The organism is Pseudanabaena minima str. Chao 2107, assembly GCF_051131155.1.
Classification (GTDB): domain Bacteria; phylum Cyanobacteriota; class Cyanobacteriia; order Pseudanabaenales; family Pseudanabaenaceae; genus Pseudanabaena; species Pseudanabaena minima.
In genome coordinates this window covers 5,157,739-5,183,141 of record NZ_CP159508.1, presented here as the reverse complement: position 1 = coordinate 5,183,141, position 25,403 = coordinate 5,157,739, and the positions used below count along the sequence as shown (strand labels likewise).

General features: G+C 42.3%; 22 protein-coding genes and 1 tRNA gene. 10 read left to right on the top strand and 13 right to left on the bottom strand.

Annotated elements, in window-relative coordinates; all coding sequences use genetic code 11:
• Both ABM313_RS23310 and rsmH read right to left on the bottom strand, forming a co-directional pair.
• A complete protein-coding gene (locus ABM313_RS23310) occupies window positions 1-4,578 on the bottom strand; it encodes an ATP-binding protein (protein WP_434685520.1) in 4,578 nt (1,525 codons plus the stop codon).
• 51 nt (window positions 4,579-4,629) lie between these two features.
• On the bottom strand, window positions 4,630-5,493 hold the full coding sequence (gene rsmH, locus ABM313_RS23305) for a 16S rRNA (cytosine(1402)-N(4))-methyltransferase RsmH (protein WP_434685519.1): 864 nt from the start codon (window positions 5,491-5,493) through the stop codon (window positions 4,630-4,632).
• A gap of 165 nt (window positions 5,494-5,658) precedes the next feature.
• Here rsmH and ilvN point away from each other — a divergent pair, with 165 nt between their 5' ends.
• Window positions 5,659-6,198: an acetolactate synthase small subunit gene (ilvN, locus tag ABM313_RS23300; RefSeq protein ID WP_094536090.1), complete on the top strand. Its 540-nt coding sequence runs from the start codon at window positions 5,659-5,661 to the stop codon at window positions 6,196-6,198.
• A 180-nt stretch (window positions 6,199-6,378) separates the two neighbouring features.
• Window positions 6,379-6,579 (top strand): hypothetical protein, encoded by a 201-nt coding sequence (locus tag ABM313_RS23295; protein WP_434685517.1) that lies wholly within the window; start codon window positions 6,379-6,381, stop codon window positions 6,577-6,579.
• A 237-nt stretch (window positions 6,580-6,816) separates the two neighbouring features.
• Here the strand turns inward: ABM313_RS23295 and ABM313_RS23290 are convergent, their stop codons facing one another.
• Together ABM313_RS23290 and ABM313_RS23285 are read right to left on the bottom strand one after the other, a co-directional pair.
• Complete coding sequence (locus ABM313_RS23290) at window positions 6,817-6,990, bottom strand: hypothetical protein (RefSeq protein ID WP_434685516.1); 174 nt, start codon at window positions 6,988-6,990, stop codon at window positions 6,817-6,819.
• A 327-nt stretch (window positions 6,991-7,317) separates the two neighbouring features.
• Window positions 7,318-7,470, bottom strand: coding sequence for a hypothetical protein (locus ABM313_RS23285; RefSeq protein WP_434685515.1), 153 nt, complete (start codon window positions 7,468-7,470; stop codon window positions 7,318-7,320).
• A gap of 80 nt (window positions 7,471-7,550) precedes the next feature.
• Here ABM313_RS23285 and radA point away from each other — a divergent pair, with 80 nt between their 5' ends.
• Entirely contained in the window at window positions 7,551-8,984 is a 1,434-nt protein-coding gene (radA, locus tag ABM313_RS23280) for a DNA repair protein RadA (protein WP_434685514.1), read from the top strand.
• 27 nt (window positions 8,985-9,011) lie between these two features.
• On the opposite strand, the gene ABM313_RS23275 is transcribed toward radA, so the two are convergent.
• Genes ABM313_RS23275 through ABM313_RS23265 form a run of 3 tightly spaced genes read right to left on the bottom strand, consistent with a single transcriptional unit; the run spans window position 9,012 to window position 12,317 of the window.
• Window positions 9,012-9,530 carry a cupredoxin domain-containing protein gene (locus ABM313_RS23275; RefSeq protein WP_434685513.1) on the bottom strand — a complete coding sequence of 173 codons (519 nt, stop codon included), beginning with the start codon at window positions 9,528-9,530 and terminating at the stop codon, window positions 9,012-9,014.
• 11 nt (window positions 9,531-9,541) lie between these two features.
• Window positions 9,542-11,806 carry a heavy metal translocating P-type ATPase gene (locus ABM313_RS23270; RefSeq protein ID WP_434685512.1) on the bottom strand — a complete coding sequence of 755 codons (2,265 nt, stop codon included), beginning with the start codon at window positions 11,804-11,806 and terminating at the stop codon, window positions 9,542-9,544.
• Window positions 11,807-11,864: 58 nt separating this feature from the next.
• Window positions 11,865-12,317, bottom strand: coding sequence for a heavy metal-responsive transcriptional regulator (locus tag ABM313_RS23265; RefSeq protein WP_434685511.1), 453 nt, complete (start codon window positions 12,315-12,317; stop codon window positions 11,865-11,867).
• A gap of 137 nt (window positions 12,318-12,454) precedes the next feature.
• On the opposite strand from ABM313_RS23265, the gene ABM313_RS23260 reads away from it, so the two are divergent.
• The 4 genes from ABM313_RS23260 to ABM313_RS23245 all read left to right on the top strand — a co-directional run bounded on the left by ABM313_RS23260 (window position 12,455) and on the right by ABM313_RS23245 (window position 14,595).
• Window positions 12,455-12,766, top strand: a complete 312-nt coding sequence (locus ABM313_RS23260) for a DUF305 domain-containing protein (protein ID WP_434685510.1) — start codon at window positions 12,455-12,457, stop codon at window positions 12,764-12,766.
• Entirely contained in the window at window positions 12,735-12,836 is a 102-nt protein-coding gene (locus ABM313_RS23255) for a DUF305 domain-containing protein (RefSeq protein ID WP_434685508.1), read from the top strand. Before ABM313_RS23260 ends, ABM313_RS23255 begins: the two co-directional genes overlap by 32 nt.
• A 257-nt stretch (window positions 12,837-13,093) precedes the next feature.
• Window positions 13,094-13,166 (top strand) — tRNA-Ala (locus tag ABM313_RS23250).
• Window positions 13,167-13,233: 67 nt separating this feature from the next.
• Window positions 13,234-14,595 (top strand): hypothetical protein, encoded by a 1,362-nt coding sequence (locus ABM313_RS23245; protein ID WP_434685507.1) that lies wholly within the window; start codon window positions 13,234-13,236, stop codon window positions 14,593-14,595.
• Between the two features lie 75 nt (window positions 14,596-14,670).
• Here ABM313_RS23245 and ABM313_RS23240 read toward each other — a convergent pair whose 3' ends face one another.
• Together ABM313_RS23240 and ABM313_RS23235 are read right to left on the bottom strand one after the other, a co-directional pair.
• On the bottom strand, window positions 14,671-14,889 hold the full coding sequence (locus ABM313_RS23240) for a DUF7219 family protein (RefSeq protein ID WP_434685506.1): 219 nt from the start codon (window positions 14,887-14,889) through the stop codon (window positions 14,671-14,673).
• Window positions 14,890-15,325: 436 nt separating this feature from the next.
• Window positions 15,326-16,312: an ABC transporter ATP-binding protein gene (locus ABM313_RS23235; protein WP_434685505.1), complete on the bottom strand. Its 987-nt coding sequence runs from the start codon at window positions 16,310-16,312 to the stop codon at window positions 15,326-15,328.
• Between the two features lie 288 nt (window positions 16,313-16,600).
• Here ABM313_RS23235 and ABM313_RS23230 point away from each other — a divergent pair, with 288 nt between their 5' ends.
• Window positions 16,601-16,972: a response regulator gene (locus ABM313_RS23230; RefSeq protein WP_434685503.1), complete on the top strand. Its 372-nt coding sequence runs from the start codon at window positions 16,601-16,603 to the stop codon at window positions 16,970-16,972.
• Between the two features lie 39 nt (window positions 16,973-17,011).
• Here the strand turns inward: ABM313_RS23230 and ABM313_RS23225 are convergent, their stop codons facing one another.
• Window positions 17,012-17,521 carry a phosphate-starvation-inducible PsiE family protein gene (locus ABM313_RS23225; protein ID WP_434685502.1) on the bottom strand — a complete coding sequence of 170 codons (510 nt, stop codon included), beginning with the start codon at window positions 17,519-17,521 and terminating at the stop codon, window positions 17,012-17,014.
• A gap of 87 nt (window positions 17,522-17,608) precedes the next feature.
• Between ABM313_RS23225 and ABM313_RS23220 the strand changes: the two genes are divergently transcribed.
• Window positions 17,609-18,493: a DUF72 domain-containing protein gene (locus ABM313_RS23220; protein ID WP_434685501.1), complete on the top strand. Its 885-nt coding sequence runs from the start codon at window positions 17,609-17,611 to the stop codon at window positions 18,491-18,493.
• Between the two features lie 218 nt (window positions 18,494-18,711).
• On the opposite strand, the gene ABM313_RS23215 is transcribed toward ABM313_RS23220, so the two are convergent.
• Window positions 18,712-18,933 (bottom strand): EAL domain-containing protein, encoded by a 222-nt coding sequence (locus ABM313_RS23215; protein WP_434685499.1) that lies wholly within the window; start codon window positions 18,931-18,933, stop codon window positions 18,712-18,714.
• Between the two features lie 44 nt (window positions 18,934-18,977).
• On the opposite strand from ABM313_RS23215, the gene tnpC reads away from it, so the two are divergent.
• Window positions 18,978-20,333, top strand: a complete 1,356-nt coding sequence (tnpC, locus tag ABM313_RS23210; protein WP_434683540.1) for an IS66 family transposase — start codon at window positions 18,978-18,980, stop codon at window positions 20,331-20,333.
• 4 nt (window positions 20,334-20,337) lie between these two features.
• Here the strand turns inward: tnpC and ABM313_RS23205 are convergent, their stop codons facing one another.
• Together ABM313_RS23205 and ABM313_RS23200 are read right to left on the bottom strand one after the other, a co-directional pair.
• A complete protein-coding gene (locus tag ABM313_RS23205) occupies window positions 20,338-21,897 on the bottom strand; it encodes a putative bifunctional diguanylate cyclase/phosphodiesterase (protein ID WP_434685497.1) in 1,560 nt (519 codons plus the stop codon).
• 73 nt (window positions 21,898-21,970) lie between these two features.
• Window positions 21,971-25,399 carry a PAS domain S-box protein gene (locus ABM313_RS23200; protein WP_434685495.1) on the bottom strand — a complete coding sequence of 1,143 codons (3,429 nt, stop codon included), beginning with the start codon at window positions 25,397-25,399 and terminating at the stop codon, window positions 21,971-21,973.
• Between the last annotated feature and the right edge of the window lie 4 nt (window positions 25,400-25,403).

The window sequence follows — 25,403 nt, the reverse complement described above, 5'->3', positions numbered from 1 at the left end:
TTATCTCCGAGGGGGCTGATTTGGTCGTTGAGAGCTAAAATTCGCAAATTTTTGAGCTTGCTGTTCTACTTGTTGTTCTAGGCTTCTGTAGATTTGAGCATGTTTGATCGATATAGCTGCTTGGTTGCAAAGGAAATTTAACACTTCAACATGATCATCGGTAAATGCGCCCACGATCAAATTATTTTCCAAATATAAAACCCCTAACACCTCTCCTTGATGAATTATAGGGCTACAAAAAATACTCTTAGGTTGTTGTTGCTCAATATAGCGATCGCCTGCAAATTGAGAACTTTCCCGCGCATCTCCTAGTACTAGAGGTTCAAAACTGTGCTTGACCCGATTTACCACAGTAGTTGCGACTTCTTCACTGAGTTCTAGAGGGATGGGATGGGCGAATATCTGTGGTGATTGTCCTGCTTTTGCCATAGCAACGATCTGTAATTCCTGTTCTGCTTGTAGTAATAAAATACATTTATCAGCACCAGCATTGACGATCATCGTATTTAAAATTGTTGTGAAGAGTTGGTCAAGTTGAATTTCTTCAGAAATTGATTGAGATGCTTTGATGAGAGCGGTAAGAGCGATCGCTTGGGAGTTGGTACTAGAGATATGGGTAGATGATGGAGCCGCAAGACTAGAGCAATTAGCTTGCTGAAGTAGAAAACTGAGCAGTTGTGGATATTGTGTCTCTAAATCAAGGACTTTGGCGGTCGCCCCCCAGCGCACATAGCCATAGTAAGCTTCAGTCATATAAACTTGAGCGATTTTATCTTTCCCTAAGTCAAGATAGAACTTAGCGGCAAGCTCATTAGCTAAGGCTTCCTCTTGGATATACTTGTGTTCCTTGGCTCCAGCAATGGCGCGATCGTATAAATCTGCTGATTGACTAGATTTGCCCAATACTCTGGAGTATTCAGCTTCCAATAGCCAAACCTTATGCTGATAATTCATGGGAGCCGATTTGGCAAGTTTGGTAAGACGTTTAAGATCTGCATTGATTTTAGTTAGATAGATTTTTTTCTGTTGCTTTGACAAGGAAGGATATTGAGCCAATCTGACCAGCGCAGCATAAAAATGGCATAGCGTTTTGACAAAGGTTCCCTCAATCAATTCCTGCATCACTTCAATGAGCGCCATCTGCTCCAATGCAACTGGATAGCGCTGAAATAAAAATGCAATTTGAAGTTTACGGAAGCAAGTATAAAGTCGCAGTTGCTTATCTCTTTCACTGATTGTCGTCTCATTAAAAAAGCGCCCCACTAGTTGACATGGATCGTCAGTGATGTTGGTGAGGTTGGCGATCGCTTGGCAGTTGACATCGATCAGAGCGGACATAGCTCTTTGCTTGAGTTTCTGCAAAGTCGGACGGGCAGCGATCGCATCTCTTTGCAAATCCGCCAAATTTTTGCCCGTTAAATAGTCTTGCAAATAGTAAACGGCAAGGCTGTAGGCGGCATACTCAATATCGCCAACCTCCAGACTGACTTGATAGGCTTCTAACAATAGCGGTAACGTGGTGCGTAAAGATTCCTTACGATAGGCAATGAAGCGATTCCAGAGGAAAAGCGTGGGTGCTAGCGCTGCCTTGGATGAAGTCTTGTGACATAGGGCGATCGCGGCTTTACCGATCGCATATCCCGCATCGACTCGATTAAGCTTCTCACAAAGCAAAAACGCATAGATTGTATATGCCATTGATGATTTGGGAATATTGCCATAACGCAAGTACAGAGAGATTCCTGTAAAGGTGATGAATGGCAAAATCTCAGGCATTTCCCTTTCTGAGGCAGCACCAATCGCATTGAATAGATGGCAAGCTGCTAATTTGTAGGGATTAGTCATCGTAGGTAGATCGAGTAAATCCTTGGGCTTTTTGCCGATCATGCGATAAAGGGTGGCAAAAAATCCTAAGATCGTTCGCAATTTCGATAGTTTTTTAGGAAGATTTACCCCGAAGATCGGCAAAATTTTGCGAGTATAGTCAACTGCGGCTCTTGTCTGGTTTTGCGCTACTAGGGCAAGAATCTGAATTTCATGGAACTTGACGCGATCTAAATGATTTTTAGTGTTTTGGAAACTGACTTGCATCAGTGAGTTCATCTGGCTATATGCACCTAAAATATAGGCGACTTCCACCGCAAGTTGATGCAGAGATAAGCTCAAATCATAATGAGTGTGCCAAGATTGACTCGATAAGAGCTTTAACCCTGTATTTAGATAATCCATTGCCGCCTCGTAGGCGGCTGAATTTTTGGCTTTTTCGCCAGCTTGCCTATTTAACTGTGCTAGTTCTTCTCTCTCTCTTTGTCCATGAACATGAGATATACCCATATTGAGATGATTGACAATCTGGAAGAGGTGTAACTCACGTTCATCCTTAGATATGCGTTCCCAAATTCTCCGCCCGACGTTTAAATGGACGATTTCTTTTTTAGATTCGGGAATTAGCGAATAAGCAGCCTGCTGTACTCGATCATGGAGAAATCGGTAAATTGGAATGGATGATAATTCGTCCCGATGATCAAAATCTAATTTGTGTTGAAAAAATTTATAAATTTGATTAAGTGGAATAATTAAGCCATTTTCTAGAGCTTGCCACAGGGCTGTCGCCGTTTCTGTTGGCGATCGCTCAGAAATAATCGCTAATGTCTGTAAATCAAACTCTGCTCCAATACAGGCTGCTAATTTCAGCACTTCTTGGGTAGTAGGAGGGAGTTTCTGCAACTGGTGCGCCATGAAATCGACGACATTTTCCGTTAAGCTCTGTAGTCTAATTTGGCTAATATCACATTGCCAGCCTTGACTTGCTTCTTCACTAGAGATGAACTGGATCATTCGATCTTGATGCAAAGCCTTTAAAAATTGGGTCGTAAAGAAAGGATTACCTTGAGCCTTTTGATAGACCAATTCAGTAAGAGGCTGAGCCAGAAGGCGATCGCAACTTAGGGTGTCCGAGATGAGTTGATTAATATCTTCCTGAATTAATGGTTGTAAAATAATTGTCTTGACAGTCACCTCCGTCTTGATAATCTCATTCACTGTCAACATCAATGGATGCACTGATGATATTTCGTTATCGCGATAGGCTCCCAAGATCAATAGGTAGCCTGTCTCCTGCATCAAGAGTTTTAATAACTGTAGAGAAGCAGAATCAGCCCATTGCAAGTCATCAAGGAAGATAACTAAAGGATGTCTAGGATCTGTGAAGACTTGAATGAATTTCTGGAATAGTAGATTGAATCGATTTTGAGCAGCATTTCCCGTCAATTGAGGAACAATCGGTTGGTTGCCAATAATTCTCTCTAGTTCTGGAATCATCTCAATCACTACCTGTCCATTTTCACCCAGTGCTTCAAGGATTTTATTTTTCCATACCTGCAATTGAGTATCGCTTTCACTCAGTAGTTGACTAATCAAATCACGGAAAGCTTGTACAAATGCCGAAAAAGGAATATTACGATTTAATTGATCAAATTTACCTTTGATGAAGTAACCGCGTTTACGGACTATTGGCTTATGTACTTCGTTGATGACTGCGGTTTTGCCAACTCCAGAGAAACCAGCTACTAACATCAGTTGCGTACTACCTTGGGCAACTTGGTTAAACACATTTAGCAATATCTGAATTTCGAGGCTACGTCCATAGATCTTTTCGGGGATCAAAAAGCGATCGCTGAGATCTCTAGTAGCGATCGTAAATGGGGCAATGGTTCCAGTTTCATTAAGCTGTTGAAGAGAAATTTCGAGATCATGCTTCAAGCCCAAAGCACTCTGATAGCGCTCCTCTACATTTTTTGCCATGAGTTTCGCTACAATCTGTCCAATGACCAAGGGTATCTCTGGCTTGAGGTCACATATTAGGGGCGCAGGCACTGCTAGATGGAAATGGATCTGTTCCAAGGGATCATTCGATAGAAAAGGTAGCTGTCCTGTTAGCAATTCAAAAAAAGTGATCCCTAGGGCATAAAAGTCACTGCGGTAGTCAATCCCACAGTTCATCCTTCCAGTTTGCTCTGGAGACATATAAGCAAGGGTTCCTTCCAAAACATTGATGTTAATGGCTGTCTGAATCTCATGTGTTAGTCTTGTCGCTAACTCAAAATCGGTAATCTTTACCTGTTGACTCACAGGATTAATCAAAATATTGCTGGGGTTAATATCCTTATGGATCACCCGCTGTTGATATAGGTCATTGAGAATCGTGGCTAGTTGAATAGCAATCACCAAAAATTCCCTCAGATTGAGGGGCTGGGTCTTGGTGTAATCAGCAAGTGAGATATATCCTTCATCGGCGATGACAATTACAAACCCATTGCCATAGGTTTCTAGGCTGAGTGGCTGGACTATTCCTGCCAAATTGAGATCTCTGGAAATCGTGTACTGGTTACGCAGTTGCAATAGGTCATAAACTGAGGGGCGATCTCTTCTCAGCATTTTTAGGATTACTGTCAGTCCATCTACCAGCCTTGTTCCTCGATAAACAAGAGTTCTTGCACCCTCAAAAATTGGCTCAGTCAACTGATAACCATCAATTTGAGGAAAACGATCACTTGTGCTGGTAGTTATTTGACGCATAGATGTTTGCCTATTGTTTCCTATTGGACAAAGCTCCTTTGTATAAACCTCTTAAATCCTCTGAGCTATACGTAACTTCGCCGATCGCGCTCTAGGATTTGCTCTAGTTTCTTCATCAGTAGCGATGATGACTTTTTTTGTTAGTACTTGTAAGCGATCGTCCTCGCGAAAAGTATGTTTCACAATTCGATCTTCCAGACTATGAAAGGTGATTACAGCAATTTTACCGTTAGTCTTTAGCCAATTAGGAGCAATGGTTAGCCATTTTTCGAGACTTTCTAATTCCCGATTAACGGCAATTCGCAAAGCTTGAAAAGTTCTGGTGGCGGGATGAATTCTACCGTGACGATAACTGGAGGGAACGCAGGCAGAAATTGCATTAGCGAGTTCCAGTGTAGTTTTAAAGGGACGTTTCTCGACAATTTGACGAGCTATCCGCCGAGATAGTCTTTCTTCACCAAGTTTAAAAAAGATATCCGCAAGTTCTACTTCTTTATAGTGATTGATGATTTCGGCAGCAGTGAGAGTTTGACGATTATCCATTCGCATATCGAGATCGCCTGACTCGCGAAAACTAAATCCCCGCTCGGCAACATCAAACTGAGTCGAACTCACGCCCAAATCCGCCAGAATACCGTCAAATTTTAAATCTGATGATGGCTGATATTCACAAAAGTTACCGCGCCAAAAACTAACCCGATCTGCAAAATCTTTGAGGGTGTCACTTGCGGCAGCGATCGCCATTTCATCACGATCAATCCCTACTAAGCGCACATTCTCTGCTGCTTGCAAAATTAATGCGCTATGCCCACCACCGCCTACGGTGCAGTCAAGATATACACCACCTGCAACAATTTCTAAACCTGCGATCGTAGGTTCGGCAAGCACGGGAACATGATGAAACTGGGCAGTCATATTTTTTGAGGTTTGAATAGATAGCTTAAGTGGGGCTTGGTATCCCACTTAATTTTGAAAAATAAGCACCTTAATCGTTATCAATATGTATCTTGATAATCGCAATAAGGTAACCAAAGTCATTAATATAGTCTACTGTGCTGTTTATTTGCCGAATTTGTCACCATGAAACATACTCTCTCCGTTGTCGTCCAAGATGAGGCAGGCGTGCTGACCCGCATTGCTAGCTTGTTCGCCCGCCGAGGTTTTAATATCGAGAGCCTTGCGGTTGGGACTGCTGAGCAAGATGGATTTACGCGCATTACGATGGTTGTCTCAGGCGACGATCACACGATTGAGCAAATCACTAAGCAGTTGCATAAACTGATTAATGTGATCACAATTCTTGATTTTACCGATATTCCCTGTGTTGAGCGCGAGTTGATGCTCGTTAAGGTGAACGCCGCCCCGAATGTGCGATCGGAAATTATTGAAATATCCCAGATTTTCCGCGCCCGTATTGTTGATGTAGCTGATGATTTCCTAACGATCGAAGTGGTGGGCGACCCTGGAAAGATGGTGGCGATTTTGAAGATGTTAAACAAGTTTGGCATTCGCGAAATTGCCCGTACTGGTAAGGTTTCGTTGACCCGTGAGTCAGGTGTAAATACGGAATATCTCAAAATTTCTAAAAATAGTCTAGGCAGCGCGATCTCTAATTTCTGATTTTTTAGCGATCGCTATTTGTCACAGTCCTAAGATATTTCTCGTTAAGGATATGCGGCGCTTAGCGCCGCACTGCACTAATCAATTAAAACTAAAAAGTTGCACCCCGTAGGGGTGCAACTTTTTTTGGAGTAGTGATATAGATTAGCGATCGCCTGATGTAAGCGAGATCTTTAATCTATGCCTGATTTTAAAGCCTTGGTTATAACTCTAATGGCTATCAATCAACATCAGTCAGATCGTTTATTAGTGATGGTGGGATTAATGGTTGGTTTGGATCTCGATCTGCAATCTATTGGTGGGGTTTCTGAAGTTAACAAATTAAATAATGTTGATGTTTTAGTTGTATTGGTTTTGGATTGGTACGCACGCAGCTTATGAACGTCTTATTGGGAAGTAATAATAGGTGACCGCCTAACTAATCGTCCCTAATCGCACAACGCCACAAATCACTGCGAATATTAGCTAAACCAAAATAAAATGTTGTTTGGTAATCACCTGACTAATAGCCACCTCCTGCTCTTTAACCGCAGTCTCGTGTAGAGTCGCCAGAAAGTCGCGGAACTTCCAAATTTTTGAAATGGAATATTTTATTTGAAGTCAAGATGAAAAGGACGCTCATGTAGGGAAGTAGGTGGAAGGAGGAAACAGAAGACGACGCAGAAAGTCAAAATCAATCCAACGCAGATTGTATGACCACTCAAACATGGCTACATACAGATACAAATACTTCTTGTGAATACCGCGAAAGGGACGCAGGAAATTGCGTAAACCAACCCAAATGCCCTCCATAGTATTGCAATGAACCTCACAAAACCCATCTTGATCTTCATCGCGGGCATACTCGCGCTGAGAGTGACAAAATGACTTCCTGATAAGTCTGTCCCTGTAAAAATGTGAAACACTTTCCCACATTCCCGACACTTGTATTTGACGATTGGTGCGCGTTGGCGATCGTGTGGCGCTTGTCCTGCTGGTATTGCGTGTCCACTTGGACAATGCAATCCCTTCGGATGCAGGATCTTTAATAACCATTCATAGCACGCTTGTTCATCTAACAATTCGGTCAGGGGAAATTTGTTCATGGCATCTCTGGCGATTCTTGAAAATTACTTCCTCCTATTTTGCCATTTCACCTGCTTCCCCAGATGAGCGCAGATATTTGATCGCTTTCAGCCGTTTTCTTATATATTCCTGCTGATATTTGTAAAATGATTTTTCCCATTCTTCTGTGTCAAAGCTTATTGCTTTTAATTGCTCTGCCCTGTTCATCAATTATCCTCGCTTTTGTGTGTAATTCTACACTGGGAAGGGAATAGACGAAAAATTCTAATTTATTATATATTTAAACAATGGCAAAAGCAAAAAGTCGATATGTTTGTAATAATTGTGGTGAAGACTTCCCGCAGATGTATGGGAAGTGTCCTGCTTGCTCCAGTTGGGGAACATTGCAAGAGGAGCTAATACCTATCATCTCCACAAATACCAATGCGATCGCCACATTCTCGCATCTCGGTACAGCAAAATCTACAGGCAAAGCTAAACCTAGAGAATCCTTAACCCTCTCACAAATTACCGACAATGACCAAGCCCGATCGCCTTCTGGGTATGAAGAACTTGATCGCGTATTGGGTGGAGGCATTGTCGCAGGTTCCCTTGTGCTGATTGGGGGTGAACCGGGGATTGGCAAAAGTACGCTGTTATTGGGTATGGCGCAAAAACTGATGAGTCGCTATCCCACGCTCTATGTCTGTGCTGAGGAGTCAGCACAACAGGTAAAACTGCGATCGCAAAGGTTGGGAATCTTAGAAGAGAATTCTGACGATCTTTATTTATTATCGGAAACAGATTTAGAAACTGTGTTGAGAGAATTACAATCTCTTCGTCCCAAAGTTGCTGTAATCGATAGTATTCAAGCGCTGTACTTCTCTAACTTAAATGCTGCCCCTGGTTCTGTTTCCCAAGTACGAGAATGTACGGCTGCCCTAATGCGAGTGGCGAAGCGGGAGAATATCTCACTGTTTATCGTTGGGCATGTGACCAAGGAAGGCTCGATCGCGGGACCTAAAGTATTAGAACATATGGTCGATACAGTGCTCTATTTTGAAGGTGATCGCTTTGCTACTCACAGGTTATTGCGATCGGTCAAAAATCGCTTTGGGGCAACGCAGGAAATCGGCGTATTTGAGATGATTGATCGCGGTTTGCGTGAAGTTTCTAATCCTTCGGAATTATTTCTCGGCAATCGTGATGAATCTGTTCCCGGAACCGCTACGATTGTCGCCTGTGAAGGAACGCGCCCGATTGTGGTAGAGCTACAAGCCCTAGTTAGTCCCACTAGTTATTCCTCACCACGACGCACTACCACAGGTATTGAGACCAATCGCTTTCTGCAAATTCTTGCCGTTCTCGAAAAGAGGATTGGCATTCCTTTATCAAAACTAGATGCTTATGTGGCGGCGGCAGGAGGATTGAATGTGGCGGAACCTGCGGTGGATTTAGGAGTAGCGATCGCAGTGGCAGCAAGTTTTCGCGATCGCACGGTCGATTCGCGCACAGTGATGATTGGGGAAGTGGGACTTGGTGGTCAGGTCCGACCTATTTCTCAATTAGATTTACGCCTAAAGGAAGCTGCAAAGTTAGGATTTAAACGCGCAATTATTCCTAGTATGCAAGTGATGCAAAATTATGGAATGGAAATAATTCCTGTGAGTAAAGTTCTGGATGCGATCGTGGCAGCTTTACCCCGTACAAAGTTTGAGATTGCTAAGCCTAGCGATGAATAAACGATTGCTTGATTTGTTCGTCAACTTTTACTCTTCCACATTGATCGCTCCATGAAACATATTCATGCCGCATGAGAATTGATAACTTCCCACAGTTTGTGGCGTAAACTCGATGGGCGTAGTTGCATTTAGAGCCAAATCTTGAGCGATGTGGAAATCAGGAAATAGAACCTTTTCCAAACAGCTACTAGGATCGCGACGCAAGAACTTTAAGCGCACAGGTAGTCCACGTTTCACAGTCACTAGCGAAGGACTATAACCACCATCTACAGTAATGCTAACTTCCTGTATACCATCACTCGTTTCTGCTTGTTGAGATTTTGGCTTACTGAAAAGAAACCACCATAGCTGAGTGCTGATTAGGGCTAGTCCACCTACGGTTAAACCGATTTTAAGTGCGAGAGGTTGTTCAATTCGCTGGAATTGGGGCGATCGCATAGCATGTTCGTCAGTCATTTCCGTCATTTCTGTCGCCGATACACTGGAGGCGATCACCCCCAGAAAAGTGAGGCTGAGCATGAGATTGATTAATTTAAGTTTTAGCATAGTTGTATTTTCTAGTTAGTAAAATTTGGTCGAAATCCGCGTAGACGTAAAGCATTGGTGACCACAGAAACAGAACTAAATGCCATCGCTCCACCTGCAATAATTGGATTGAGTAGCCAGCCAAAGAATGGGAAGAGAACGCCTGCGGCGATGGGAATGCCTGCGACGTTATAGATAAAGGCAAAGAAAAGATTTTGTTGGATATTGCGAATCGTGGCGCGACTGAGTTGGATGGCAGTGACAATCCCTTGAAGATCGCCTGATATCAAGGTAATATCACTAGCTGCGATCGCTACATCAGTACCCGTCCCGATCGCAATACCGACATTCGATTGTGCGAGTGCAGGAGCATCATTGATACCATCACCGACCATAGCAACGATCTTGCCTTCGGCTTGCAACTCCTTAATTTTTGCTGCCTTTTGATTGGGACGCACTTGAGCAAAGACTCTCTTAATGCCAACTTCACGGGCGATCGCCTCAGCCGTTGGCAAATTATCACCTGTGAGCATCACAACTTCGATTTTCATCCGTTGCAAAGCATCAACCGCCGCATGGGAAGAAGCCTTGACTTGATCGGCAATCCCAATTAGACCTTGAGCTACACGATCAACTGCAATCAACACCACTGTTTTACCACCCATTTCCCAAGCATCTTGATATTGATGCAATGCACTCGTATCAATATTTAGCTCATCCATCCAACGTCTTGTTCCGACTTGGACAAGCACATTACCAACTTTGCCTTGGACTCCGCTACCAGAAATCGCTTCAAAATCAATCACATTAGGGAGATCCAGACCTTGCTGTTTGGCATATTCCACAACAGCTTCAGCTAAAGGATGTTCCGAATTACGCTCGATCGCGGCTACTAGTTGTAATAATTCTTTTTCTCCCCTCTCCTCTTTGGGAGAGGGGCTGGGGGTGAGGGCAAAAAAGTTCGTTACAGTGGGCTTACCTTCGGTAACGGTTCCTGTTTTATCCAAGACAATCGTTTGAATTTTATGGGCTAGTTCCAAACTACCCGCATCTTTAATCAAAATGCCATTCTCTGCACCTTTACCAGTACCGACCATAATCGAAGTGGGAGCGGCTAACCCCAAGGCACAAGGACAGGCAATAATTAGCACCCCAACGGCGGAAATAGTCGCCAGTGTCAAGTTGCCCATAACGTTGAACCAGATCAGAAATGTCGCGATCGCAATGGAAATAACCACAGGCACAAACCAACCTGTTACTTGATCCGCCAATCTCTGAATCGGTGCTTTCGAGCCTTGAGCCTGCTGCACAAGTTGGACAATTTGTGCTAGCACTGTATCTTTGCCCACATGACTCGCTCTAATCTGTAAGCTTCCAGTTCTATTCATGGTCGCCCCAATTACGCGATCGCCACTTTTCTTCTCAATGGGGATACTTTCGCCTGTAATCATGGATTCATCAACAGTAGAGTTACCCGCGATCGCTTCGCCATCGACAGGGATTTTCTCCCCCGGACGCACAAGTACAACATCACCAATCAGCACATCTTCAATGAGAATATCCAATTCTTGACCATCACGGATAACTCGCGCCGTTTTTGGTTGCAATCCCATTAACTTCCGAATTGCGTCGGAGGTTTCTCCCTTGGCGCGATTCTCAAACAGTTTACCCAGTAAAATCAGCGTAATTACTACCACTGAAACCTCGTAGTAAACCTCAGGCTGTAGACCTTGAGCAATGAAGAAACTAGGGTTTAAGGTGACGGTGAGGGAATAGCAGAACGCGGCAAGAGTACCTAAGGCAATCAATGTATCCATCGTGGCGGTGTGATTCTTAAAGGCTTTCCAAGCACCGATATAGAAAGAACTCCCGCACCATATTTGTATAGGTAATGCTAGACAAAGCTGAAACAAAGAGTTATGTAGCCAATCAGGGATAAAGGGAAGATTCAACCCTGTCATCATTGGTAGCGAACCGATCACTAAAACTGTGCCAATCACACTACCTAATCCGACTTTGTGAGTTAAGTTCCGTAATTCAGTTAACCGTGCTTTTTTATCTGCATCCTCTGCATTTGCCGATAAATCTGGTACAAATGCTTCATAACCAAGATTTGCGATCGCCTTTTGAATTATCTCAGGACTAGTTTTTTGAGGATTGTAATCGATCGCTATTTGCTCGATCGCAAAGTTGACATTACTGCTAGCCACCCCAGCTAGCGATCGGGTCATTGATTCAATGCTACTGGCACAAGAGGCACAGTGCATTCCTAGGAGCTTCATGGTAATCTTTTCCATTGTTTTTTCTTTCCTTATTGATTTACCGTTACAGGTAGTGGCTATTCATGAATAGCCACTACCTCTGAATTGCGATAGATTCTGATTTCTGTAAAATCGGACAAATCTCTTTTGTGGTTGTCTTGGCTGGGGGAGTCCAATCTTCCAGCAATTCGTTAATCTCACCACGCAAAGTCATCAATTCGGCAATGCGCCGATCAATCTCTAGAATCTGCTGCTCTAGTTGTTGCTTGATTTCAGCACAAGGAGCTAAACCGCGATCGTGAACCCCCAAAATCTCCGCAATCTCTTGGAGGCTCAAGCCCAGTTTCTGTAACCTTTTGATGAAAGTAATTCTCTTGATCGTATCAGGAGTAAACAACCGAAATTTTCCCTCAGTACGTCCTGAAGACTTTAATAAACCAAGTTCTTCATAATAGCGAATCGTTTTAATCGGAACTTGACTCTGGGCTGCAACTTGACCAATTTGCAGTAATACTCGATCTTGATCCTGAGATAATGTCGCCACCATCGCTAGCTCCTCGCCTTCTATAAAACTCAAGCAATTTAGATGTAAATTAACTTAAATTACTTATACACTCTCTAGCCAACTGGAGAGTCAAGCCCTATGAGCTATATTTTTTCAGGAGTTGATGAAATGAGCGTGAAATGCTGTCTGGCAGGCATTTTGCTCGCGTTAAGTTTCCACACCATGAAGGGGCAGTCCAAATGGCAGATCTAGCCCTCAAACTATCTAAACGTCCTGAGATTAGAAAGCTTGCCGAGTCAATTAAGAACGATCAAACCCGTGAAATCGCGCAAATGAAGTCTTGGTATAAGCAATGGTATGTTACGGAAGTTCCAACTACCATGAATCACCACGGCATGATAGGAATGAAAACACCAACGGTAACGAAAAGACCGATGGGAATGCAGAATATGATGGCAGTTGATTCTGAAAACCCTCGCAACTGCTCCTGATTTTGACAAAGCATTTATTACTGAGATGATTCCCCATCACAAAATGGCGTTGATGATGTCTAGTAAGTAGATGAGCATATTAAAACCTAAAACCAGAGATTGTTCCGCCCGCTACGTGGGCGGAACAATCTCTGGTTTTGGGTTTTAATTATGTTGAGCTGCTTACTTATTGCAGAATTAAAACTCCTCAACTTCCAAAAGCTAAAGGAACATTTTGTGTCCCTTTGTTGTTTTGATTTTTTTAGCGATCGCATTTGACATAAATCTCGATTTGCGCGATTATAGACAAGCTAATAAATTAATTAGCAATTTAATTAGTGATTTTTTGGGGCTATAGCGCAGTTGGTAGCGCATCTCAATGGCATTGAGAGGGCCAGCGGTTCGAATCCGCTTAGCTCCATACTAAAATAGGGAAAGTGCAATGCGCTTTCCCTATTTTCTTGGGACAAGAAATTATGTATCAATTCATGTCTAGTGCTGTAGTGGCGATCGCCTTTTTGTTTGCAGCTAGTCCATCTCAGCCAGTCAAAGCCCAAACTCCACCGATCCGTGCTTACCAGACCAAAGCGACGGCGATCGCCAGAGATGCTCAAATCCTAGACCAACAACAAAAGGCGCATCCGAGTAGATTCGACCTCAACAAATATCCGATTACGGACAGCAATGCTACCCATTGGCAAGAGTCTCTATGGGCGATTGGGGTTTTAGCGCTAGACAAAAGCTATGCCGTGCAAGCTCTCGAAAATGTTTTACAAATGACCACAGCCGCAAATCTCAGTGATCCCCAAAAGGGGATCATTGATATGGCGATGCAGGTGGGTTTAGAACTATATACACTTAAGCCTGATGTTTATAGCAAGCTGCAACCACATTTTTTACGCACAATTAATTCTAGTGACGATTCGCAATGGGTCGCGCTATCTTTAGCGGCACTCTCTAAATCTGCCAATGCTGACCCGAATCAACTCGCAAAACTCAAACTAAAGGTACAGCAACGCTTTCCTAAATGGCAGCAAGAACTCCATCTACGCGCTACATTGCAAAACCTGCCTAGCGATCGCCCAATCACAGAAAAAACAGCCGCCATTCCCAATCTTACGGATTTACTAAAATGGCAAGTTGCGCCTCAGCAAGCCCATGTATATGTTCTCTGCCGTCCTAATCGCGATGTTTTATGTCTAATGCTCATCAAGGATCGCAATGGTAAATTTTTAAAACAGGGTCAGCAACTTTGGTCAGTGCCATTGTTACTTCAGTCAGTCCGCAATCTGGACTGGTATTTTACAAATGGGCGCACACCTCAAGGGCTATATCGAATGGAAGGAATTTCACGACAACCTGACGATGAGTTCTTTCATGCCTATGGACAATTTTCGCTAGTGAATTTATTTGTGCCTTTTGAGGATGGCGTAAATGCTTTTTTACCAAATCAAAAAGGTAAATTCACAGGTAACTTACAAGCCTATCAAGCTCTTTTACCCCCAACATGGCGAGATTATGCGCCAATTCAGCAAACCTTTTGGGCGGGGAATGTAGGGCGATCGCTATTTCGGATACATGGTAGTGGTGCAGCGATCGACTTTTTCCGAAATAAAGATAAAGTGGTTAATCCCAAAAACTTTGACTGGAATGCCACCTTGGGATGTCTCTCGGCGATCGAAATTTACGACGATCGCGGCAGTTTGATCAAAGCTGACATGCCCAAAATTCTTGATGCTTTAAATACGGTTGGCAAAGGTAAAGTTGAGGGATTTCTCTTCGTTGTGGATGTTCCTAATCCATCTAATGAGCCAATCACTGTTTCTGAAGTTGCTAAATACCTCAACTAGAATTTCCCCCTAAACTTTAGACATCTGCAAAAAATTAATCTTGTCCACAACTAGACCAAGAGAGTCAATTTTTATTTATGACATCGAAGAGTTAGTGGATTTTTCTAGCTTTTGCCATAGTTCTGCAATTTGCAAGTAAGCTTCTCGGGGCGAGATGTCACCGCTAGTTTGCAGATTATAAATAATGCTGACCCGCAAAGAGAACTCTTTTAAAATTTCATTAAACATCAAGTTTTCAGTCTTAGATCCCTCGTCATATTGAGCCCGTGGAAACATATGAGTAGCGTTTAACATGTTTTTTGCTGATAGTTATACAAAGGCAATACTGTTTTGATCTTTCCCCTCACAATCTGATTTTTTCTTGCTCGCATGAATCAACCAATTTGAATGCCATCATTACACTAATACTGCCTACGAACTTTAGATAGACCGTAAAGTTACTTGTTAGTTACACAAAAGTTACAATCTCCAAAACATCATGATACCCTCACGAAATATAGCTGTCGCCATTCTTGTTAGGACATAAAACCCAAATAGTGTGAGGCGGCGCTTTGCGCCGCCTCACACTATTTGGGTTTTGATTTGTGGCTATAGCTATATAGCAAAAAAAGAGTTAGCTAGTACAAACCAACCAAAGCCCAAGAATCGAGTGGCGGCGCTTCACGCCGCCACTCGATTCTTGGGCTTTATGTCCTAAGCAAAACTTACATTGCTATATAGTAATTCGTCATTAATTGACGCTACCTGCACGGAAAACGCGACCAATTACTTCTTCGATCGCAGGTTCATTTACCGACAAATCCAGAATTTCTAATTCGGCCAGAATTTGGGAAACAGTCTTAGTCAAATTTTCGCGGGGCACTAAAAAGCAAACCGCTTGACCATCAATATTTAGGATTTGACCATATTTTTGTAAATCTTCGCGATCGCCTATCGGTTGGGATAACTCCACCCGCACTTCCCGATAGGGCGCAAAGTTATCATGCAAGCCGTCAAGGCTACCATCATAAATTAGCCCTCCCTCATGAATCAGTAACACACGTTTACATAGAGCCGTAATATCCGCCATATAGTGACTTGTTAACAAAATCGTTGCATTGTAGCGCTGATTATATTCCCGCAAAAATTCGCGTACACTTGCCTGAGCATTAACATCTAAGCCCAAGGTTGGCTCATCTAAAAATAAAACTTGGGGTTGGTGCAATAGCGCCGCTAGTAACTCAGCCTTCATCCGCTCGCCAAGGGAGAGCTTTCGCATGGGTTGAGTGAGTTTGCCTTCTAGCGATAGCATCTCCGTCAGTTCACCGAGGCGATGTTTAAACACTTTGTCAGGAATGTCATACACAGCCGCATTCATTTTTAAAGAATCTAGGGCGGGCAGATCCCAAATTAACTGCTGTTTCTGCCCCATGACTAAGGTAATTTTTTGCAAAAAATCGGTGTCTCTGCGAAAGGGGATATGTCCAGCAACTTGGATCTGTCCAGAAGAAGGGTGGATTAAGCCTGTCAACATTTTCAGTGTTGTGGTTTTGCCTGCGCCATTGGGTCCTAAAAATCCAACTATTTCACCTGAGGCGATCGCAAAGGATATATCTTTAACCGCCGCGATGGATCGATATTGACGATGCCAAAAATGCCTAATAGTGCCAATTAGCCCCGAATCTTTGACCGCTATGTTGTAAATTTTGCTCAAACCTTCAACTGTAACCATTGCCATAACGCTCTAACCAAGATGCATTCTGATATACTGTCAACAATATCGATGTCTTTTATTGATATTGGTTAATGATTTAGATAAAGTTATCTCAACAACTCTGTAAAGACGCAATCAAAAAACAGTTAATGTTGATTAGGCAATATTCTTAACCTTATCTTATTTTTAAGGTTTTAGAAATTTTATGATTGCATTAGCAATTGATCGTTCTAAACTGACTTAATTCTTAAAAGCATTGAGTTTTGATGACGATATACGCTAACGCACAACTGGAAAACAAGGAAAGCAGTCATGGTAAAAGTCCTCGTAGTGGACGATAGTCCGATGGTGTTGGAGATGGTCTCGGCACATTTAAAGCAACATGGTATGGAAGTTACGGAAGCAAACAACGGTGCTGAGGCAGTAGAAAAGCTCAAAGCTTTAACGCCCGATCTCGTTGTTACTGATGTGGTCATGCCTCAAATGAATGGTTATGAGTTATGCCGTTGGATCAAAAATAATGCCTCTACGAAGGATGTACCCGTAATTATGTGTACAACCAAAAGTGAGGAATTCGATAAGTACTGGGGCATGAAACAGGGAGCGGATGCTTATTTAACTAAGCCTTATCATCCACCTGAATTAATCAAAACTATTAAGCAGTTACTTAGTCAGATCAAATAATCAAATCAAAATAAAAAAGGGGTGCTAAGCACCCCTTTTTTATTGACGCTCTTTGAGGCGTTGCGATGCTTTTTGTTCGGGATCAATACCTTCAAAGGTCGGGGGAAGCCAGACCCGAACGATTAAGAGAACTGCCAAGGCAACTAAGAAGGCGCAGGTTGCCAATATCTGTTTCCATTCGACTTCTAGTAACCCTTTGACAATTACTTCCCGCAACACCGAAACAATTGTTACTTCGACAGAAACCCCTATTGATACTCGTTGTTCTTGGAGATAAATAATTAATAGGCGAAATAATTCCACTAAAATGAGGATAAATAAAATATCGGCAGTGACTTCATGAAAGCGTAAAGTCGTAACTAATGATAGGAAAGTCTGCTTAAGTTGCAACACCATGACGCAGAATAGCCCAATACATAGAGAAATAGCGATCGTGTCTTGGACTAGCTCTAATGTTTGGACAATACGACAACGCAGAGTAGTTTTGTCTTGGGTTGGAGTGATTGGGTCGTCAATATGAGCGTCAATTAATCTATTTGACTGTTGCATGTCTAAAATTTCATCCATTAAGAAATATGGAATCAAATTAACATAGGCTGTATTTATAGCACAATCACAATCTCATTAGTTTTTGCAATGTCTAACATATTTTATTTAGGTTGTGCAGTTTGGGCTTTTAAGGGTTGGGTAGGTGATTTTTACCCAAAAGGAAGTCGTTCAACGGAATTTTTGCCACTTTATAGCGATCGCCTGATGACGGTGGAGGTAAACTCCACTTTTTATGTGATCCCCGATCGCCAAACCATCGAGCGTTGGGCTAAGGATACACCCGCAGAATTTCGCTTTTGCCCAAAGTTTCCGAAACATTTCACCCATAATGGTTTGCTGATGCCTTATATCGAGCAGGCTTTCCAGTTTTTAGATTTGATATCGGGTTTTGGCGATCGCTTAGGTGTGTCCTTTATCCAGTTACCGCCTAGCTATAGCCCTGCGAATTTTGCCGATCTCGAAAATTTTCTGAAAGCGTTGCCAACTCAGGATTATCAAATCGCTTTAGAAGTGCGTCATGCTGATTGGTTTAAGCCGAATCATAGTGATCGACTCAATCAGTTATTACAGAGTTTAGGGATCGGTCGGGTATTACTAGATTCACGCCCCATATATGATTTGCCCTTTGGTGATGACATTGATCCTGCTTTATCAGTCCCAGTCCAACAGGAGCGTCGCAAACCGAATTTGCCTTTGCAACCTGTAGTGACAGCCCCTTTTAGTATTGTGCGGTTTATCAGTCACCCTGAACGCGATCTGAATATTCGCTTTTGGCAAGAATGGGAAACGTATGTACGCGAATGGCTCGCACAGGGAACGCAAATATACTTCTTCATGCACTGCCCAATCGAAGAGCGATCGCCCCATAATGCAAGGTACTTTCAGGAAATGTTAGAAAAAGCAAATGTTCCAGTGCCAGTTTTACCTTGGGATCAGCTTATTCCGCCACCACAACAATTAACCCTCTTTTAAATTTCCTTTAATGTTAGTTCGACGAAAACGAAAAATGGTAAGAATCGCTAGCGATTCTTACCATTTTTCGCCATTTGCGGCGTGCAAAGCACGCCGCAAATGGCTATATCGAACTCACGTTTCCTTTACTCGACAATTTATAGCAATTCACGAAAGTATGGCAATACTTTCGTGAATTGAAAAGCAAACCCAGTAAGGGTTTTAAAAGCACAAAATGGCTATGCCATTTTGTGCTTTGGTGTAAAACTCTGAGCAGCAATTAGATTGGTCGCAGCAGTTGCATCAACTGCTGGAGAAAACAGAAAACCCTGTCCATAGTCGCAGGAAAGCGATCGCAAAACGTTAGTATGTGCTTCTTTGTCTATCCCCTCAGCAACTACCTTCAACTTCAACTGATTAGATAAGTTAATAATCATCGAAGTAATTTCGTAATAGCTCAACGTAGGAAAATTGACAAAGGGGCAAAAGCTGATAAATTAAAGAAATGAAAGAACTACCCAACCTAAAAGAACTAACAGACGAGGCAAAAGAAGCCTTGATAGTTAAGTTATGGGAAGAACTACAAAAACTACAGAAACAGTTAGAAAAGAAACCAAAGAAGACTTCAAAGAACTCAAGTTTGCCACCAGCCAAAGGATTTAAAGCGGAAATCAATAATCCAGAAGAAACAGAAGGCAAACGAGCAGGAAGTATAGGAAGAGATGGAGGAGGTCGTCAACTGAGTGAAAATCCAGACCAAACGCTCAAAGCAACTGTAAAAAGTTGTGCAGAATGTGGGAAAGAGATCGCTGAATCAATGCAGGTATTACTGGAACGATACGACAAGATCGATATACCACCAATCAAGCCCATCGTTACCAGAATCGAAAGGTATGGATGCAAGTGTGAGCATTGTGGACAGGAACAAATCGCAGCATTACCCGTAGGACTTGAAGTAGGAAGTCCCTTTGGAGAAAGAATAGCTGCCCTAGTGACAACGATGAGATACAGTCACGGTATAAGCTATGGAAGAATGCAGCAAATGCTGAGTGAAGTATTTGGCTTAGAGATATCAGAAGGAGGTATCGCCAATCTCTTAACAAGGGTGAAAGGACAACTAGAGTCGGAGGTGACAGGAATACTCCAAGCCCTAAAAACATCTCGTCTAGTATGCAGTGACGAAACCAGTGCAAGGGTAAACGGTAAAAATCAATGGGAATGGGTATTTCAGAACGAACAAGTATGTTTTCATATCATCCGACCGTCTAGAGGCGCAGATGTCATCGCCGAAGTGATGGCAGAGCATCAACCAGAGGTGTGGGTATCAGATTTGTTTAGCGCCCAAAAGACCAATCCAGCGACAGAATGGCAAGTTTGTCTTGCCCATCAACTCAGAGATTGTCAGTATGGAATTGATGCAGGAGACCAGATTTTCTCTGGCAGGATGAAAAAGCTGCTGCTACGAGCTTTGGTGCTGCGAAGGCGATGGTCGGATTTAGCTGACTCTACTCGTTATCAATATCGATGTCGATTGTATCGAGACCTCGACAATATTTTAGCTCTGTTACCTACTCAAGAAGATGGACTTAGATTACAGAAGCGATATCTAGAATTACGAGAAAACTTATTTCTGTTTTTGGATGACCACACCATCCCGCCAACTAATAACTCTAGCGAACAGGCTTTACGTTGGAGTGTCATTTTTAGAAAAGTTACGAATGGTTTTCGCTCCGATTGGGGGCGTGACTTATTTGCGGCTGTTCGTTCCATTGTCAATACTGGAAAAAGACAAGGCTTTTCTGCTTTTGAGTCCATTCTTATCGCTTTGAATCCTCTCAAATCATTGTTTTCTATAGGTTGAGCAATTACGTAATTTCTAAGCTATTTGAATCTGTGTCAATATCTTTAATAAAAGAACGATCAATCTTTAGGGCAGTGATGGGTAAGGATTGGAGATAAGAAAGAGAAGAATAACCTGTACCAAAATCATCAATTGAAAGTCCAATAGAGCGTTTCCGCAGTTGCTCTAAAACATTGATCGCAGTTTTGACATTTTCCATTAAAACACTCTCAGTAATCTCTAAATTCAAGCTTTCCCCATTCAAGCCTGCGGAGAGGAGACTGCGATCAATGTCTTCCAATAGCTCTGAATTAGTTAGTTGTAAACTGGATAAATTAACGCTAATACTTTCAGGGCAAATGTCAGGAAATTGATGTTTCCAGCGCCCCATTTGAGCGCAAGCTTCTGACAAAAGAAAACGCCCTAATGGAACAATCAAACCTGTTTCTTCTGCCAATGGAATAAACTCTAAGGGTGAAATCCATCTCTTATTTGGGGTTAGCCAGCGCGCCAAAGCTTCAAAGCCTTTAATCTTACCTGTTTGCAATGAGAAAATTGGCTGATAAAACACAAGGATTTGCTTAGATTCTATCGCTTCTTGCAAATTAACTTCAAGGTTTACTCGATGAATAGCCTTCAGTTGCATACTATCATCAAAGAAAATCGTACGCTCCCTACCATTTCTTGCATAGTCGAAGGCAGTGTCAGCCGCTCTCAAATAGTCTTCTGGTTGACTATCTTCTAAATCACTAGTGACTGCACCTATACGAGTTTTTGATGATACGGTAATCTCGTCAAGTTGAACAGGAAGATTGAAAAGCTGATGAAGTTGTTCAATGTAGTTTTCAATGACAGATAAATTTTTAACATCCTGTAGCAATATCGCAAATTCATTGCTTTCTAATCGAGCCACGACCTTAGATGAAATATCCCAGTCTCCCAATCGGTGAGCAATTTCAACTAAGAGGCGATCGCTAAGCGTATGACCAAACCCAGACTTAATGATGGGATAGCGTTCTACATCTAACTTTAATAAAGCGAAATCTATGCCTTTAGTTCGCTTTAATTCCATACTTTTAGCAATTTTTTGCAACAGTCCATAGCGATTGCTTAAGCCTGTCAGTTGATCATAGAAAACTAAGCTATGCAGTCGATCCAGAGTTGATTGTAGCTTTTGCTTTTGCGCTCTCAAATCATGCACAAATGCCAAAGTTTTGTTAATTGTAATTTCTAAATCTTCAAAATCAATGGGTTTCATCAGAAAGTCAAAGGCTCCCCGATTCATCGCTGTACGAATGTTCTTCATGTCGCCAAATGCAGAAATAACTACGGCTTTCAGCGGGCATTCAAACTCTGCCAAGTTTGTCAATAACGTTAATCCATCCATTTTTGGCATCTGAATATCGGTCAAGATCATGTCGATCGAATTGGATTCCCTTAGAATCTCTAATGCTTCCACCCCATTTTGAGCAAATTGAAAACTTAGCTCTCCATTCCGAATTCTTTTTCTAAATATTTGCTTAAACAGGCGTTGAATTTCAAACTCATCATCAACGACTAATACTAAATTTGTCCCTTCTTTCATAGTTGAGTTTTGGCGTAGGTATTCTTAATACCAATACATGAATTATTCTGATTTGGAATTAGGATCTTATTTTTTAAGTATATCTGTAAGGTATGGTAACAATTATTTCAGTAAATTGACTAGCAATTGGATTAATCATTAAAGTACCTTTATGTTGCTTAACGATTATATCGTGAGTAAGGAAAAGTCCTAGCCCAGTGCCCTCTCCAGGAGGTTTAGTTGTAAAGAAAGGGTCTAAGAGCTTGTTTTGGATCTCAGGGGCAATCCCACAGCCATTGTCACGAATCCTAATCTCGACGCGATCGCCGAGACTGCGCGTCGAAAGGCTGAGCGTAGGACGATATTTTTCTGCGCCTTTGGAGAGATCTAGAAGATTCTTTTGGTGACGCATGGCATCATAGGCATTATCAATGAGATTAATGAATGCTCTACTCATAGATCCCGTGACTAGATCAACTAATTCCAAGTCAGCGGTATAGTCGGTCTGAAACGTGATGTCAAAATTGCTATTTTGTATTTTTTTACTGTGATACGCCAACTTTAAGGATTGGTCGAGTAAATCATTAATTTGAGTTGGTCGCGGGCTTGCTTTTGCCTCATCAGTACGAGCATGTTGCATCATGTTGAAGATAATATTTTCAGCTCTTTGGCTATGATTACGAATCGTCATGGCATTTTCTTGGATATCGGCGATTAATGTCTCGACCAGATCTGAAGTCTCAAAATCGAAAGAAAGGCGCAAAGGTTCAATCGCTTCTAACAATTCTTGACTGAGTTCAATTGAACCTAGTGCGTAGTTTGTGACAAAGTTAAGAGGATTACGCAGCTCATGGGCTATACCCGCCGTGAGCGTGCCGAGAGAGGCAAGTTTTTCTTGGGCAATGATTCGCTCTTGGGCGTTTACAAGTTCAGCAGTTCGTTCTTCGACACGCAGTTCGAGGCTTTTATTGAGTTGAGATAGTTCTTGGAGAAGTTGATCGCGTTCTAGTTCTGTAGCTTTGCGATCGCTAATATCCTCAGAAATACAGATCAAATAATCAGGTTTCCCATGCTCATCGAATATAGGGACTTTAATTGTATGAAGAATTCTGCGCCCCAAAGTCAAACTGTCAATTGGTTCTTCAGGAATATCTTCAATTTTACCAAGTGCAAATGATGATCGGTCTTTCTCATTAAAGAAATCAGATTTTTCTTTTGGGAAAAAATTATAGACAGAGTTGCCAAGTGCTTGCTCTTTACTAGAACCGAACATGAGTTCGCAGGTATTATTCCATAGTAAAAATTCACCAAATCTTTCTTCTTTCCCATTTTTAACAAATAGAGCCACAGGTAAATTTTCAATAATTGCTTCGAGAAAATTACGTGCTTTTGATAGTTCCTTTGTTCGTTCCTGTACACGTTGCTCTAGCTCTGTATTCAATATTTGCAAATCCTCAAATACCTGCATTCTCTCTAATTCGGCAGATGCTCGCGCCCCAAAGATACGCAGTAATAGTTCGGCTCGTGTTGGATTAGCTAATGGTTGATGATTTAGCACACAAATCACCCCGATCTTTTCATCTGCCGAATTTTGTAATGCGACCCCTATATAATTATCTACACCCATTTTCACCAAATCCTCATCAAGAGGAAATAGCTGTTTTACTCCAGAAGAACAGTAGTAGATTCCTTCGCGAAAAGTCGCTCCGCAGGGAGTATAAGCAATTGGATAAGTAAGATTTGGCTGAATCTGATTGTCAGCATACCACGCTACAGTTTCTAGATTTTCGCCAACCAACTTAGTGATGAAGACATTGGAAACATCAAGGGCGATCGCAATATGCTTAACTAATTCTGGGAAAAATTCTTGTCCAGTAACTGAAGCAGTACCTTCCAATAAACTTTGGAGTGCTAATTCTGATTGCTTGCGATCGCTTATATCTCTGACTAAAAGCAAAACTTCATCCTCCGTATAGGGGACAATCCTCACCTCTTCGGTTTGCAGCTTTCCAGCCACCCATATCTCTTGCTCGTATATTTGAATATCCCCAGTTTCTAGAGCCGTGTTAATCATCTTCATTCTTTGTTCAGCTACATTAGGAAATAAATTCTTATCTTGACGATTCCCAACAAAGTCTTCAGCTTTCCCCAAAACATTAAAACTCTCTGTACTATGGAATTCAAGATAGGTTCCATCTTTATGAATTCGCATGATTAGATCGGGCAAAGCACGAATTATGGCGGCTTTATGGGATTCGCTTTCTCGCAACGCTTTTTCTGAGCGTTTGCGATCGCTAATATCACGACCCACGATCAGAACTTCATCCTCTCCACAAGCTACCACCCGACATTCTTCGATTTGTAAAATCCCCTCAACTAAAATTTCTTGCTCGTATATTTGTATTTCCTTGGTGGCTAAAGCATTATGAATCGCCTTCATCCGTCTTGTGGCTAAATCGGGAGGGAGGGAGTCATTTATATGAGTACCGATAAAGTCTCCAGTTTTGCCAATTATGTTGAAGGTACTGGTCGCGTAAAAATCAAGATAAAAACCTTCTCGACTAACCCGCATCACTAGATCGGGTAAAGCCTCGATCAAGGCTCTTTGTTTTTGTTCGCTTAGCCTCAATAATTCTTCGTTCTGTTTGCGATCACTAATATCTGATACTGTGCCGACAAAGCCCACGACATCACCATTGGCATTGCGTTCGGGAACGGCTTGCACAACCCCCCACCTGACTGCCCCATCATGATTGACATACCGATGCTCAAGGCAATAATCGACCTTATGCCCAAGATTTGACTGTTCGACAAAGTTTGCCCAAGCAGCATACATCCAAGCGCGATCATCGGGATGTAAATTTTTACCCCAGCCATCACCTAAATTTTCTTCAGTAGAAAGTCCAGTGATTTCGAGGGTTTTAGCATTGGCATAGGTACAATTTCCATTAGCATCGTTGCGAAAGATCCCCACAGGGCTTATTTCTGAAAGAATGCGATAGTGTTCTTCACTCAGTCGCAGTTGTTGCGTACGTTCTTGTACTTGCTTTTCTAGGTTGGCATTAAGTCTCTCTAGTTCTAATTTGGATTGTTCGAGGGCTAAATACTGCTCTTCGATGGTGCGATCTTTTTTATAACTTCGCAAAGCTTCAGATACAGTTAGCTGGAGATCATTCTCATTCCAAGGCTTGGACATAAACCGATAAAGGTTGCCACGATTGACGACATTGCCGACATCTTCGGCGCGGGCTTGCCCCGTCAGCATTACCTTAAGGATCTTAGGATAGCGATCATGAAGTTCGATCAAAAACTGATCACCTCTCATGTTGGGCATAATCTGATCGGCAATGACGAGGGGAAGTTCGTGACCACTATCGATCAGATCCTCAACAACTTCTAAGGCTTCTTCAGCACTCTCCGCAATTTCAACCATAAAATCAGGAAAGCACCGCATTAATTGAGTCCTAATGCTGAGGAGAACATTGCGTTCGTCATCAACACAAAGGATAGTTGGTTTGCTCATTGTG

Excerpts from the sequence above, each read along its gene's own strand:
- ABM313_RS23310 (WP_434685520.1), bottom strand. The coding sequence starts at position 4,578 with ATGCGTCAAATAACTACCAGCACAAGTGATCGTTTTCCTCAAATTGAT.
- rsmH (WP_434685519.1), bottom strand. The coding sequence starts at position 5,493 with ATGACTGCCCAGTTTCATCATGTTCCCGTGCTTGCCGAACCTACGATC.
- ilvN (WP_094536090.1), top strand. The coding sequence starts at position 5,659 with ATGAAACATACTCTCTCCGTTGTCGTCCAAGATGAGGCAGGCGTGCTG.
- ABM313_RS23295 (WP_434685517.1), top strand. The coding sequence starts at position 6,379 with ATGCCTGATTTTAAAGCCTTGGTTATAACTCTAATGGCTATCAATCAA.
- ABM313_RS23290 (WP_434685516.1), bottom strand. The coding sequence starts at position 6,990 with ATGGAGGGCATTTGGGTTGGTTTACGCAATTTCCTGCGTCCCTTTCGC.
- ABM313_RS23285 (WP_434685515.1), bottom strand. The coding sequence starts at position 7,470 with ATGAACAGGGCAGAGCAATTAAAAGCAATAAGCTTTGACACAGAAGAA.
- radA (WP_434685514.1), top strand. The coding sequence starts at position 7,551 with ATGGCAAAAGCAAAAAGTCGATATGTTTGTAATAATTGTGGTGAAGAC.
- ABM313_RS23275 (WP_434685513.1), bottom strand. The coding sequence starts at position 9,530 with ATGCTAAAACTTAAATTAATCAATCTCATGCTCAGCCTCACTTTTCTG.
- ABM313_RS23270 (WP_434685512.1), bottom strand. The coding sequence starts at position 11,806 with ATGGAAAAGATTACCATGAAGCTCCTAGGAATGCACTGTGCCTCTTGT.
- ABM313_RS23265 (WP_434685511.1), bottom strand. The coding sequence starts at position 12,317 with ATGGTGGCGACATTATCTCAGGATCAAGATCGAGTATTACTGCAAATT.
- ABM313_RS23260 (WP_434685510.1), top strand. The coding sequence starts at position 12,455 with ATGCTGTCTGGCAGGCATTTTGCTCGCGTTAAGTTTCCACACCATGAA.
- ABM313_RS23245 (WP_434685507.1), top strand. The coding sequence starts at position 13,234 with ATGTCTAGTGCTGTAGTGGCGATCGCCTTTTTGTTTGCAGCTAGTCCA.
- ABM313_RS23240 (WP_434685506.1), bottom strand. The coding sequence starts at position 14,889 with ATGTTAAACGCTACTCATATGTTTCCACGGGCTCAATATGACGAGGGA.
- ABM313_RS23235 (WP_434685505.1), bottom strand. The coding sequence starts at position 16,312 with ATGGCAATGGTTACAGTTGAAGGTTTGAGCAAAATTTACAACATAGCG.
- ABM313_RS23230 (WP_434685503.1), top strand. The coding sequence starts at position 16,601 with ATGGTAAAAGTCCTCGTAGTGGACGATAGTCCGATGGTGTTGGAGATG.
- ABM313_RS23225 (WP_434685502.1), bottom strand. The coding sequence starts at position 17,521 with ATGCAACAGTCAAATAGATTAATTGACGCTCATATTGACGACCCAATC.
- ABM313_RS23220 (WP_434685501.1), top strand. The coding sequence starts at position 17,609 with ATGTCTAACATATTTTATTTAGGTTGTGCAGTTTGGGCTTTTAAGGGT.
- tnpC (WP_434683540.1), top strand. The coding sequence starts at position 18,978 with ATGAAAGAACTACCCAACCTAAAAGAACTAACAGACGAGGCAAAAGAA.
- ABM313_RS23205 (WP_434685497.1), bottom strand. The coding sequence starts at position 21,897 with ATGAAAGAAGGGACAAATTTAGTATTAGTCGTTGATGATGAGTTTGAA.
- ABM313_RS23200 (WP_434685495.1), bottom strand. The coding sequence starts at position 25,399 with ATGAGCAAACCAACTATCCTTTGTGTTGATGACGAACGCAATGTTCTC.